Here is a 13,444-nt window from a genome sequence, read left to right on the forward strand (position 1 = left end):
CAATAAAAGATAACGAGGTGAAAAAGTTGAAGCAGCCATTAATTTCATTTAAACATGTTGTTAAAAGTTATGATGACGATGTTCAGGTACTGAAAGATGTAAGTTTTGATATAGAAGAGGGTAAATTCTATACGTTGCTGGGTCCTTCAGGTTGTGGGAAAACTACAATTTTGAATATTATTGCAGGTTTGTCTGATGCTACATCAGGGGATGTTTATTTTGATGGTAAACGAATAAATGATGTACCAGCTAACAAGCGACAAGTTAATACAGTATTCCAAGACTATGCATTATTCCAACATTTGAACGTATATGATAACATCGCATTTGGATTGAAAATAAAGAAAGTTCCAGCTGATAAAATTAAGGAAAAGGTTACTGAGGCCTTGCGCATGGTACGTTTAGATGGTTATGAAGATCGAGCTATATCTGAAATGTCAGGTGGGCAAAGACAACGTGTTGCAATTGCAAGGGCAATCGTGTTGGATCCTAAGGTTCTCTTGTTAGATGAGCCGCTTTCAGCTTTGGATCAAAAGTTAAGAGCAGAAATGCAATATGAATTACGTTCATTACAAAAGAAACTAGGAATAACATTTATTTTTATTACTCATGATCAAGAAGAAGCTTTGGCGATGAGTGATGAAATCTTTGTTTTAAATAATGGTAATATTGTTCAAAGTGGAACACCAGTAGACATTTACGATGAACCAATTAATCATTATGTGGCAGATTTTATTGGAGAATCTAACATTGTAAATGGAATAATGATTAAAGATGAGTTGGTAGAGTTTGCTGGTCAACAATTTCCTTGTGTTGATGGGGGAATGAAGCCTAACGAACCAGTTGAAGTTGTGATCAGACCTGAAGACTTAGTTCTAACAAGTCCAGAAAAGGGACAATTAAAGGTTAAAGTAGATACGCAATTATTCAGAGGGGTTCATTATGAAATTCGTTGTACAGATGCCTTAGGTAATAAATGGTTAGTACATTCTACTAAGCGAGCTATACCAGGTGAAAATATTGGACTTTCATTTGGACCTGAAGATATCCATGTTATGAGATTCAATGAATCAGAAGAAGATTTTGACGCTCGTTTGGATAGCTATAATGATTAATAGGGGGAATAGTAAATGAAAAAGATAAATCCTTTATTAACAATCCCTTATTATCTATGGATAGGTTTATTTGTAATTGCTCCAGTGCTATTAATTGTTTATTATTCTTTTATAGACATCCATGGAAACTTCACTTTAAGTAACTATGGAAATTATTTCGGTTCAGGCAAGTATTTAATGATGACTTTTAACTCATTCCTATATGCTTTTATTATTACCTTCTTTACGGTTTTAGTAAGTTATCCTATGGCATATTTTTTGACGAAGTTAAAGCATAAAGAACTTTGGCTATTGTTAGTCATCTTACCAACCTGGGTTAATTTGTTGTTAAAAGCTTATGCCTTTATTGGTATTTTTGGAATTGACGGAAGTGTAAATCATTTCCTTAGTTTTTTTGGAATAGGACCTAAACAGATATTATTTACTGATTTTAGTTTTATTGTTGTTGCGACTTATATTCAAATACCTTTCATGATAATGCCAATATTTAATGCCCTTGAAGAAATTAATCCATCAGTCTTACGTGCTAGTCGAGATTTAGGTGCTAATGAATGGCAGACATTCTTTAAAGTTGTAATGCCATTATCTATGAATGGGGTAAAGAGTGGAATTCAAGCAGTATTTATTCCATCGCTCTCACTATTTATGTTGACACGTTTGATAGGAGGAAATAGGGTAATCACTCTAGGTACTGCTATCGAAGAACATTTCTTAGTAACACAAAACTGGGGAATGGGTTCAACAATTGGTGTTGTTTTGATTGTTATAATGTTCATTGTTATGGTAATTACCGGTGAGAAAAGGGGGCATAAATAGATGAAGAAGATTAATTGGAAAAATGTGTATCTATGGGTAATGTTTATCTTCTTATATGCACCAATCTTTTACTTGATATTTTATGCCTTTAATAGTGGTGAAACGATGAATAGATTTGAAGGTTTTAGTTGGGTTCATTTTCAAGAATTATTTGCTGATACGCGATTATTGATAATTTTGTTAGAAACTTTCATTTTAGCTTTCTTATCGGCATTGATTGCGACTATGATAGGAACTTTTGGTGCAATTTCAATTTATCGTTACCAAAAACGCAGAACAAGGCTGGCTTTATTATCGTTAAATAATATTTTGATTGTATCGCCAGATGTTATTATAGGTGCTAGTTTCTTAATTCTATTTACATTATTAGGTTCCTGGATACATAGTTTATCATTAGGATTTGCTAGTGTACTGTTATCTCACATAGCTTTCAGTATTCCAATTGTAGTTTTGATGGTATTACCCAAATTACAAGAAATGCAAGATTCTTTGACGATGGCAGCTTATGATCTAGGTGCAAATCACTGGCAAGTTTTAACAAATGTTGTACTTCCTTACCTAACACCAGGAATAATTGCAGGATACTTTATGGCATTCACATATTCATTGGATGATTTTGCAGTTACATTCTTTGTTACAGGGAATGGCTTTACAACTTTGTCAGTTGAAATTTACTCACGTGCTAGACGAGGAGTTAGTTTGGAGATTAATGCTTTGAGTGCATTAGTATTCTTGTTCTCTTTAGTTTTAGTAATAGGTTATTACTTTATTAGTCGTGATAATAGCGCCAATCATCGCCGCCAAGGCAAGCAAGTTAGAAAAGGGGTGCTACGCTGATGAAAAAGTTACTAGCACTAATATCAGGAATTATTGTAATTATTGTATGTTTATCCTTAGGTGTTATGAGACTTAATCGTACAGAAAACACACAAACGAATAGCAGTAGTAAGAAAGTGTTAAATATCTACAATTGGGGAGATTACATTGATCCACAATTGATAAAGAAGTTTGAAAAACAAACAGGATATAAAGTTAATTACGAAACTTTCGATTCTAATGAAGCAATGTTTACTAAGATTAAGCAAGGTGGAACACCATATGATATTGCTGTTCCAAGTGATTATATGATCCAAAAAATGGCAAAAGAAAAGTTGCTATTGCCATTAGATAAACACAAGATAAAAGGGATGGATAACAATGATCCACAATTCTTAGATTTAAGTTTTGATAAGCATAATAAATATTCTGTACCTTATTTCTGGGGAACACTGGGAATTGTATATAACGATAAGTATATAAAACCAGGTGAAATAACTAATTGGAATGACTTGTGGAATTCTAAGTACCGTAAGCAAATTTTGTTTATTGATGGTGCTAGAGAGTTTATAGGAATTGGGCTAAATAGTTTAGGATATTCTTTAAACTCTAAGAATGATTCTCAGATTAATCAGGCATACGATAAGTTAAAGAATCTAACACCTAATGCTAAAGCTTTTGTAGCAGATGAAATTAAAACGTATATGCAAAACGATGAAGCACCTTTGGCAGTAACATATTCAGGGGAAGCATCAGAAATGTTAGATAACAATTCTCATCTTCACTATGTAATCCCAGATGATGGAACTAACTTGTGGTTTGATAATATTGTTATTCCTAAGACAGCTAAGAATGTTAAAGGTGCGTATGAATTCATTAACTTCATGTTAGAACCAAAGAATGCTGCACAAAATGCAGAATATATTGGTTATGCTACACCAAATGATAAAGCAGCTAAATTACTTCCTAAGTCTATAACTTCTGATAAACAATTCTATCCTACTAAGAAGCAGATGAGTAAAATGGAAGTATATGCTGATCTAGGTCAAACATATCTAGAAAAATATAACGATGACTTTTTAGAATTAAAAATGTATCGACAATAAAAATAAGCAGTATTGGTATTTTTGCCAGTACTGCTTTTTAAATCCAATTATAAACGCAATAAAACAACCCTTAGCTTCTTCATTTAACTTTAATATCACTTGGAATCTGATGTTCCCTGTCTTCAATGAAGCTAAGAGTTGTTAATCTTATAATAAGGAGTTCTACTCAATTGTTCCCACACCTTTAAAAATATTTTCTATCTGTTGGTTCATAACCTAACAAGATCTCCTAATTAATCCAATTAGTAACGCAATTCAAAATCAAGATTTTCTGACATATTAAAATGTCTAAACTCAAGTTGTTGGTTCTATCACCCTCTAAGGACTTATTGCAACAACGACTATTCAGTTGTATGATTCGTACTAATTGTGGGAATCCTTTGACTCCTTACACTTATTTTATAACATATATTTCTCTTTATTGCAAGCGTTTTCCTTGGTTAAATAAAATTAACTTATTTTTAAGAAATATATTGACAATAATATAAAGCCTTTTGTATAATCGATTACAACAAATGACGGAAAGGAAGAAGTATTATGAATAACTCTAAGATTAATGAATTGAATATTCGTTGGCAAAGCCAGTATTAGGGTTGTTTCTGTGAGTGCAGATACGACCTTGTCAGATTGTCGTATCTGTGCTGGCTATATATTATATTTCTTCAATTGCCCGCACGGATTAAGTACTTCGTGCGGGTTTTGTTTTTTTAGGCATCTCCTGCAAAATGTGGGAGGTGCCTTTTTTGTTGGTACGACAATTTGAACAAATAATTGAAGATAAATTTCAAAGAAAGGATTTTAAGAAAAATGAAAAGATTAATAGCAACAATTATTGCATTAGCAGTATTTTTAGGAGTAGCTTTTAACGTAGAAAAAAAGCAAGAAGAAAGCAAAAATAAAATGCCTACAGTCGCTATTTTACAAACATTAAGTCATCCAGCTTTAGATCAAATCCATCAAGGAATAGTGGATGGATTGAAAGAAGAAGGTTTTGTAAATGGTAAGACTATGAAGATTGATTACCAAAATGCTCAAGGTGATCAAAGTAACTTAAAGACAATGAGTGATAGATTTGTACAGGAAAAAGCATCAGTACTTATTGGAATTGCTACACCTGCAGTTCAATCACTGGCAAATGAAAACAGTAAGATTCCTATTACAATGGGAGCTGTAAGTGATCCAGTTGGAACTGGTTTGGTAAAAACTTTAGAAAAGCCAGGTGGTACAGTTTCTGGGGTAATGCACAAAGAACCTGTCGCTGCTCAAGTGAAGTTGATTAGAGAATTCATGCCAGACTTGAAAAACATTGGAGTAATTTACACATCCAGCGATGATTCATCAACTGCCGAATATAAGGAATTTAAGAAGTTAGCTGAAAAAGCAGGAATTACAGTTAAAACTTATACAATAACTTCTACTAATGATATTGATCAAGTATCTGCAACTATGGCAAGTGAAGTACAAGCTGTTTATGTACCTTCTGATAACACCGTTGCTTCTGGCTTCTCTACTTTAGTAAAGAATACTAATGCGAAGAATATTCCAATTTTCCCAGGTGTTGACTCAATGATTAAAGGTGGCGGTGTAGCAACTGTTAGTGTTAGTCAATATGAATTAGGAAAATTAACAGGTAAGATGGCAGCTCAGGAACTTAGAGGTAAGAATCCAGCAACAATGCCAGTCGAAACAGTGAAAAAAGGTTCTACAGTTATTAATCAAAAACAAGCAGATAAGCTTGGTTTGAAAGTACCAGCAAGTGCTATAAAGCAAGCAAATGAGAAAGGGGAAATTATAAAATGAGTTTAGTAACATCAGCAATAGGTCAAGGCTTATTATGGGGAATATTAGCGTTAGGTTTATTCTTAACATTTAGAATTTTAAATTTCCCTGATATGACAGTTGAAGGGACATTCCCATTTGGTGCAGCTGTATGTGTATCAGCTTTGGTTCATGGAGTTAATCCAATTGTCGCAACTGCATTATCTTTTGGCGCAGGATTATTAACAGGATTAATGACAGGTTTACTTTATACAAAAGGTAGAATTCCTATTTTACTAGCAGGTATTTTAGTAATGACAGGTATTTACTCTATTAACTTACGCATACTTGGAAGAGCCAATGTTGGTTTGATGCATCAAAAGACATTATTCTCACCAGAATTTTTAAAGAATTTACCAGACGGTTTTGACAGTGTCTGTGTGGGAATTATTTTTACAATAGTTATCGTAATTTTATTGGCAGTTTTTCTAAATACTGATATTGGACAAGCATTTATCGCTACTGGTGATAATGAAAAAATGGCACGTTCATTAGGAATCCATACTGACAATACAAAAATATTGGGGCTCATGATTTCTAACGGTTTAATTGGTTTAGCAGGTGGATTGATTTCACAAAATAACGGTTATGCTGACGTAAACATGGGTGTGGGAACAATCGTTATTGGTTTAGCTGCTATTATTATTGGTGAAGTAGCATATGGAGAATTGAGTTTGACTGCACGTTTGGTGGCCGTAGTAGTCGGAAGTATTTTATATCGTTTCGTGCTATTAATTGTCTTGAAACTAGGCTTCAGCACTAATGACTACAAATTACTTTCAGCAATAATTTTGGCATTCTGCTTAATGCTACCACTATTACAAAAGAAATTTCACGTTAATAAAGTTTTGAAGAAAGGGGTTGAACGTCCATGAGCCAAGTAGCGCTAGAATTAAAGAACATTAATACTACTGTGAATATTGGAACACCTGAAGAAAAAAGAATTTTAAAGGATTTGAACTTAACTTTAGAGAAAGGTGATTTCGTAACATTACTAGGAACAAATGGTGCTGGTAAGTCAACTTTATTGAATGTAATCAATGGATCATTGAATACTACTTCTGGTCAAGTAGTTCTAAATAATCATGATTTGACCAAGTTATCAGAAGTTAAACGCGCTAAATATATCGCTCAGGTATTTCAAGATCCTAAGATGGGAACAGCTCCAAGAATGACGGTTGCTGAAAATTTATTATTAGCTACTAAACGTGGCCAAAAAAGAGGTCTAAGGCTCAGAGGGTTGAAGAAACATTTAGCAGAGTTCAAGGAAGAAACGGCACAACTACCCAATGGTTTGTCAGATAGACTGAATACTTTTGCTGGTAGCCTTTCTGGTGGTCAAAGACAGACGTTAAGCTTCTTAATGGCAACAATTCAAAAGCCAGAATTGTTATTATTGGATGAACATACTGCAGCTTTAGATCCTAATACGAGTCACCAATTGTTAGAATTAACAAATGAAGTTGTAGAAAAAGAAAATTTAACATGTATCATGATTACTCACCAAATGAAAGATGCACTAAAGTATGGTAATAGAACTGTGATTTTAAATGATGGTAAGGTTGTGCTAGATGCTAAGGGTGCAGAAAGAGAAAAGTTAACTGAAGAAGATGTATTAAAATATTTCGCAAACTAAGCAAAAAGCTACTGGTTTTTGGACCGGTAGCTTTTTATTATTCAACAACAACTTTTGTTCCTGTTTTAATATTTTCATAAAACCATTTAGCATCTGCGACAGATAAACGTACACAACCATGAGAATTACTTGATTTTCCCAATTGTTCAGCTTCGGAAACGACATAATTACCGTTAGCATCAACTGGAACTGTATGGAAAAGATAAATTCCGTGATCTTTAAAAGATACCCAGTAGTTTGCACCTTCACCAGACTGAGCATTGTAGAAATGATCGCCACGCTCAGCTTGAATTTCGAAAGTTCCCTTAGGTGTTTCTTGACCCTTGGAGCCAGTAGAACATAACATAGTATATAAAACTTTATTACCATTCATAAGGTAGACGCGATGCTTGCTAGTTGAAACTTTAATCCACATATCAGGATAGGCATTAACATCTGGATATGGCTTTTTTTCAGATGGACTTTGCCAATCTACTTTAGAAGCTTGGTGAGTAACAACAGTTTCAACACTGGAACTGCTCGAATTAACATTTTGACTAGCTGTATTTTTAGCATAATTAAAAAGTAACTTGTAACCACCAACGGCAATTACGACAAGTATCAGTAGAAATTTGAAAAAATTCTGTTGATGTTTTCTTTTGCTAAATTTTTCAGATCTAGAAGGCAAAACTAGCACCCCTTTCTCTCTATACTAATTTAACGTATAGCAGATTAATAGTCAAAAATAAGCAGATAAAGTTGACAAAACTTAATAATTTGGTGAAAGTATTGTACTTTTAGAAAATACATGTTATACTATAGTTTCTATATTATACGGTTTAGCTAGGAGAAGGTCCTAGCTTTTTTCATATAGAAATTGAAATGATTTTAACAGTGTAAGAACCAGCTGGAGCAACAATAGTAGCTGTGTGACCAACCTTTTTATGCATAATGGCTTTGCCAATAGGGGAAACGAAAGAAATCTTGTTATCATCTACGTTGACTTCTTGCTTTCCAACGATTTGATATGTTTCTAGGTCGTTTTCATCATCATCAAATTGGATAGTTACAGTAGTTCCAATATCTACGCTATCAGCATTTTTAGGAGTTATAATTTCTGCATATTGAAGTTGCTTATTTAAATAGCGTAATCTACTTTCTAAATGACGTAGATCACGTTTAGCAGCACTATATTCAGCATTTTCTGATAAATCGCCTAGAGCTCTGGCTTCTTGAAGTTGTTTTATTTTGGCAGGGCGATCAAGTTTTAACTGTTCAATTTCATCTTCAATTTGTTTATAACCATTTGGTGTCATCTTTTGGAAATATATTTTGGGCATGTTATCACCTCTCTGTAATTTATAGGGATAATTATAATAAGAAAAATTTTAAATTCCAATAGGAAATAATTGACACTAGGAAGTAGTCACTGTATAGTATTTACTTATAAAATGTTAGTAAGAGAGAAGTGAGTGAAATAATTACTGCAGATATTTTAGGGCTAACAGCTTTAATTGGTATTTTATTGTTAGTTCAAAGTAGTTTAACAAAGCGTGAAAAGCGTAGATATAAATAAATTTTCTACTATGTTTATCGTAAAATAGTCAATATTGACATTTTTTATACAAGAATATATATTATAAGTAATCATTCTTATCTGAACTTAGATGAAGTAGTCAAAGTGCTTTGTCCGCGTTCCTTATTTTAGTTTATAGGGGCGTGGTGTAGGCACTTTTTTATTTGTTTAAATTTATATACGGAAAGAAGTAAGGAGGTAAAACGATGGCTACGATGGTACCAACAGAATTCGATACAATTGCTGCAATTTCAACTCCACCTGGAGAAGGAGCGATCTCGATTGTTCGTTTAAGTGGGGAAGATGCTGTTAAGATTGCAAATAAGGTGTTTAAAGGAAAAAATTTAGAAAAAGTTCCAACACATACCATTAATTACGGACATATTGTTAATCCTAAAACTAATGAAGAACTTGATGAAGTAATGGTGTCAGTAATGTTAGCACCTAGAACATTTACTCGTGAAGATGTTATTGAAATAAATTGTCACGGAGGAATTGTTCCAACTAACCAAATTCTACAGTTATTATTATCAAATGGAGCAAGATTAGCAGAACCTGGTGAATTCACCAAGCGTGCTTTCTTACATGGAAGAATTGACTTAACTCAAGCAGAATCTGTAATGGATTTAATTAGAGCTAAGACAGATCGTTCAATGAAAGTGGCTTTAAATCAATTAGATGGTAATTTGTCACATTTAATTAGAAACTTACGTCAAGATATTTTAGATGTTTTGGCTCAAGTTGAAGTTAATATTGACTATCCAGAATATGACGATGTTGAAACACTAACTACTAAGATGTTACGTGAAAAAGCAATTGAAGTTAAGAAGAGTATTCAACAATTGTTAACAACTGCTAAGCAAGGAAAAGTTCTACGTGAAGGTTTGGCAACTGCAATTGTAGGGCGACCAAATGTTGGGAAATCTAGTCTATTGAATCACTTACTTCATGAAGACAAAGCAATCGTAACAGATATTGCTGGAACAACACGTGATGTAATTGAGGAATATGTTAATGTAAGAGGCGTTCCTTTAAAATTGATCGATACAGCCGGAATCCGAGAAACTGAAGATAAGGTTGAAAGGATAGGGGTTGAACGTTCTAGAAAAGCAATCGAACAAGCTGACTTGGTTATGTTAGTTTTAAATGCTAGTGAAGAATTAACTGATGAAGATAAGGAATTAATTCAAGCTACAAGTGGTAAGAAGAGAATTGTTATCCTAAATAAAACTGATTTACCACAAAAACTTAATATGGATGAAGTACGTGAATTAGTACCAGAAGATGAACTTATTACAACATCTGTCTTAAAGAAAACAGGAGTAGATAAGTTGGAAGAAAAGATTGCAGAATTATTCTTCGGTGGAATAGAGAATTCACAATCTACAATTATGGTAACCAATGCTCGTCATATTGCTTTATTAAATCAAGCAGAAGATTCTTTAGATGCAGTTTTACAAGGATTAGATTCAGGAATGCCAGTTGACTTATGCCAAATTGACATGACAAATGCCTGGGATGAACTAGGCGAAATTACAGGCGATTCTTACCAAGATGAATTATTAACACAGTTGTTTAGTCAATTCTGTCTAGGAAAATAAGAAAAAGAACAAAGAGGGAAATCATGGAATTCGGAAAAAGATATAAAGCTAAAGACTATGATGTAATTGTTGTTGGGGCAGGACATGCTGGATGTGAGGCAGCCTTAGCTTCAGCTAGAATGGGTAATGAAACTTTATTAATTACGATTAACCTTGAAATGGTTGCATTTATGCCATGTAATCCATCTATTGGTGGACCAGCTAAAGGTATTGTAGTTAGAGAAATTGATGCCATGGGTGGCGAAATGGGACGTAATATTGATAAGACTTACGTTCAAATGAGAATGTTGAATACAGGTAAGGGACCTGCTGTACGTGCTTTAAGAGCCCAAGCTGACAAGCGTCAATATTCTATTGAAATGAAACATACAATTGAACAAACACCACATTTAACTTTACGTCAAGGAATTGTTGATGACTTGATTATTGAAGATGGTGAAGTTAAAGGTGTAGTAACCAATACTGGTGCTTGCTATGGTGCGAAATCAGTAGTTTTAACAACTGGTACAGCTGCTCGTGGAAAGATTATTATTGGTGAATTAATGTATTCTTCTGGTCCAAACAATACTCAACCAGCTTTAGAACTATCTAAGAACTTAGCTAAATTAGGTTTTGAATTGAAGAGATTTAAGACAGGTACTCCACCTCGTGTCGATGGAAATACTATTGATTACGACAAGACTGAAGAACAACCAGGTGACGTGGAACCTAACCACTTTAGTTATGAATCTAAGGATGAAGATTACTTAAAAGTTAAGGACCAATTATCATGTTGGTTAACATATACTAACGAATACACACATAAAATCATTCAAGATAATTTAGACAGGGCACCAATGTTTACTGGTGTTATTGAAGGGGTTGGACCTCGTTACTGCCCATCAATCGAAGACAAGATTGTACGTTTTTCTGATAAGCCACGCCACCAATTGTTCTTGGAACCTGAAGGACGTAATACCGATGAATATTATGTTCAAGGTTTGTCAACATCTCTACCAGAAGAAGTTCAACAAGAAATGGTACGCTCTATTGATGGCTTAGAACATGCTGAAATGATGCGTCCAGGTTATGCAATTGAATATGATGTTGTTTCACCATATCAACTAAGACCAACATTGGAAACTAAGTTGATCAAGGGACTATACACAGCTGGACAAACTAACGGTACTTCTGGTTATGAAGAAGCTGCAGGTCAAGGCTTTATTGCTGGTGTAAATGCTGGTCGTCGTGCTAAAGGACTAGAAGAAATCACTTTGAAACGTAGCGATGCTTACATCGGTGTTATGATTGATGATTTGGTAACAAAGGGAACAAATGAACCTTATCGTCTTCTAACTTCACGCGCAGAATATCGTTTAATTTTGCGTCATGATAATGCAGATTTACGTTTAACAGAATTAGGTCATGAAATTGGTTTGATTTCGGATGAACGCTATGCTGCTTTTGAAGAAAAGAAAGCACAAATTGAAGCTGAAAAGCAAAGACTATCAAAGATTAGAATTAAGCCAAATGCTGAAGTTAACGCCTTTGTGGAAGCTCATGGTGATCGTGAATTAAAAGATGGTGTGCTAGCAACTGAATTCTTAAGAAGACCTTATGTAACTTACCAAGATCTATTGAAATTCATCCCAGCACCTGCTGAACCATTAGATAGACGTGTAATTGAACAAATTGAAATACAATTCAAGTACGAAGGATATATCAAGAAAGAATATGCTAAAGTTGAAAAACTAAAGCGTATGGAAGCTAAGAAGATTCCAGCAAGAATTGATTACTCTCGTATTGAAGGAATTGCTACTGAAGCTCAACAAAAATTAGCTAAGATTCAACCTGAAACATTAGCACAAGCTGGACGTATCTCAGGTGTAAATCCAGCTGACTTGTCCATTTTAGCTGTTTATATTGAACAAGGAAAGATTGCTAGAGTTGACGATTAGCATAAATTTACCTTTTCTTATACATTTTGGAAAAATATGTCGGGAAAATTCATATTTTCTTCACAATTAAAAGGTATTATATAAACATAAGCTAATGATAAATTAACCCCATTTATTATTAGACTTTTTCATTTTTTCTCATACCTTATAGTTTTCTCCCCTAATTAAATAAAACTATAAGGTGATATAACATATAACTCCTTTTTCTCCATGGTTTTTTTATTGTTGACCATGGAGTTTTTTATATATAAGAATTTATTTTTTATTGAAAATGAGCTAGATAAATTTACCTAAAAATAACAAAAAAGTTTTATACCAATACGTCGGTATAAAACTTTTTTTATTTAATATTAGTAAGTTTCGTTATCTAAATGATGGTTGTAATACTCAACCTTAATATCATCTTTTGAAACAATTAATTTAGTAACTGAACCATTTCTAGGTCCAAGTTCAGCTGCTCCCAATTCTGGGGCAAAACGATCCACAATACTTCTGATTGTAATACTGTGACTAACAAGAAGAATGTTTTCACCATCTTGGCGATGACGACGAAGATGATCAAAACCAGCATTGATTCTAGCCCAGTATTGTTCATCTGTTTCTGCATCTTTAAATGGATCAATTTCATTTAAAAAGTCGCGAGTTTTACCTAAGCTATAGTTTGCAATAAGTTCGTTATATGAACGATAGCCACCATGTTGAGCACCTAACATTGTCCAAACTTGTGAAGAGTCATTGCCTTCAAAATAACCGAAGCTTTGTTCACGGAAATTGCGAATTTCTTTAGGTGTAATATCATTAGATGCAATGTTTTCTTCAAGAATATAGCGACATGTTCTCATAGCACGAGTTGTATCTGAATGATATGCGTGATCAAAGTTAATATGAGCTAAATGACGTCCAGCACTATGAGCATCTTCCATTCCTTTAGGAGTTAGTGGGGAATCGCACCAACCTTGGAGACGGTTATACTTATTTAAAAATGTTTGTCCATGACGAACCATGTAAATTGTAAATGCCATTGAATACAAAACCTTTCTCTAA

The 13,444-nt window shown here is 33.8% G+C and carries 12 protein-coding genes; 9 read left to right on the top strand and 3 right to left on the bottom strand.

The genetic code is table 11. From position 1 onward, the window contains the following. Positions 1–26 precede the first annotated feature (26 nt). The 7 genes from FC55_RS04905 to FC55_RS04935 all read left to right on the top strand — a co-directional run bounded on the left by FC55_RS04905 (position 27) and on the right by FC55_RS04935 (position 7,307). The gene (locus tag FC55_RS04905) at positions 27–1,115 is read left to right on the top strand and encodes an ABC transporter ATP-binding protein (RefSeq protein WP_035150038.1); all 1,089 of its coding nucleotides are present in this window, start codon (positions 27–29) and stop codon (positions 1,113–1,115) included. Positions 1,116–1,130: 15 nt separating this feature from the next. Then, complete coding sequence (locus FC55_RS04910; protein WP_003700777.1) at positions 1,131–1,931, top strand: ABC transporter permease; 801 nt, start codon at positions 1,131–1,133, stop codon at positions 1,929–1,931. Then, positions 1,932–2,768, top strand: a complete 837-nt coding sequence (locus FC55_RS04915) for an ABC transporter permease (protein WP_003700779.1) — start codon at positions 1,932–1,934, stop codon at positions 2,766–2,768. Next, the gene (locus FC55_RS04920; protein ID WP_003700781.1) at positions 2,768–3,853 is read left to right on the top strand and encodes an ABC transporter substrate-binding protein; all 1,086 of its coding nucleotides are present in this window, start codon (positions 2,768–2,770) and stop codon (positions 3,851–3,853) included. The genes FC55_RS04915 and FC55_RS04920 overlap by 1 nt, the downstream gene beginning before the upstream one ends. 807 nt (positions 3,854–4,660) lie before the next feature. Next, positions 4,661–5,653 (top strand): tryptophan ABC transporter substrate-binding protein, encoded by a 993-nt coding sequence (gene trpX / locus FC55_RS04925; protein WP_003700783.1) that lies wholly within the window; start codon positions 4,661–4,663, stop codon positions 5,651–5,653. Further along, entirely contained in the window at positions 5,650–6,546 is an 897-nt protein-coding gene (locus FC55_RS04930) for an ABC transporter permease (RefSeq protein WP_003700784.1), read from the top strand. Before trpX ends, FC55_RS04930 begins: the two co-directional genes overlap by 4 nt. Further along, a complete protein-coding gene (locus tag FC55_RS04935) occupies positions 6,543–7,307 on the top strand; it encodes an ABC transporter ATP-binding protein (RefSeq protein WP_003700786.1) in 765 nt (254 codons plus the stop codon). The genes FC55_RS04930 and FC55_RS04935 overlap by 4 nt, the downstream gene beginning before the upstream one ends. A 37-nt stretch (positions 7,308–7,344) precedes the next feature. On the opposite strand, the gene FC55_RS04940 is transcribed toward FC55_RS04935, so the two are convergent. Then, positions 7,345–7,974, bottom strand: a complete 630-nt coding sequence (locus tag FC55_RS04940; protein WP_035150041.1) for a L,D-transpeptidase — start codon at positions 7,972–7,974, stop codon at positions 7,345–7,347. Between the two features lie 178 nt (positions 7,975–8,152). Next, complete coding sequence (gene greA, locus FC55_RS04945) at positions 8,153–8,626, bottom strand: transcription elongation factor GreA (protein ID WP_003700789.1); 474 nt, start codon at positions 8,624–8,626, stop codon at positions 8,153–8,155. 442 nt (positions 8,627–9,068) lie between these two features. On the opposite strand from greA, the gene mnmE reads away from it, so the two are divergent. Next, the gene (gene mnmE / locus FC55_RS04955) at positions 9,069–10,463 is read left to right on the top strand and encodes a tRNA uridine-5-carboxymethylaminomethyl(34) synthesis GTPase MnmE (protein ID WP_003700790.1); all 1,395 of its coding nucleotides are present in this window, start codon (positions 9,069–9,071) and stop codon (positions 10,461–10,463) included. Positions 10,464–10,486: 23 nt separating this feature from the next. Then, entirely contained in the window at positions 10,487–12,400 is a 1,914-nt protein-coding gene (mnmG, locus tag FC55_RS04960; RefSeq protein WP_003700792.1) for a tRNA uridine-5-carboxymethylaminomethyl(34) synthesis enzyme MnmG, read from the top strand. Positions 12,401–12,750: 350 nt separating this feature from the next. Here mnmG and FC55_RS04965 read toward each other — a convergent pair whose 3' ends face one another. Then, a complete protein-coding gene (locus tag FC55_RS04965) occupies positions 12,751–13,422 on the bottom strand; it encodes a histidine phosphatase family protein (protein ID WP_003700793.1) in 672 nt (223 codons plus the stop codon). Between the last annotated feature and the right edge of the window lie 22 nt (positions 13,423–13,444).

This window comes from Ligilactobacillus salivarius DSM 20555 = ATCC 11741 (assembly GCF_001435955.1).
Taxonomy (GTDB): domain Bacteria; phylum Bacillota; class Bacilli; order Lactobacillales; family Lactobacillaceae; genus Ligilactobacillus; species Ligilactobacillus salivarius.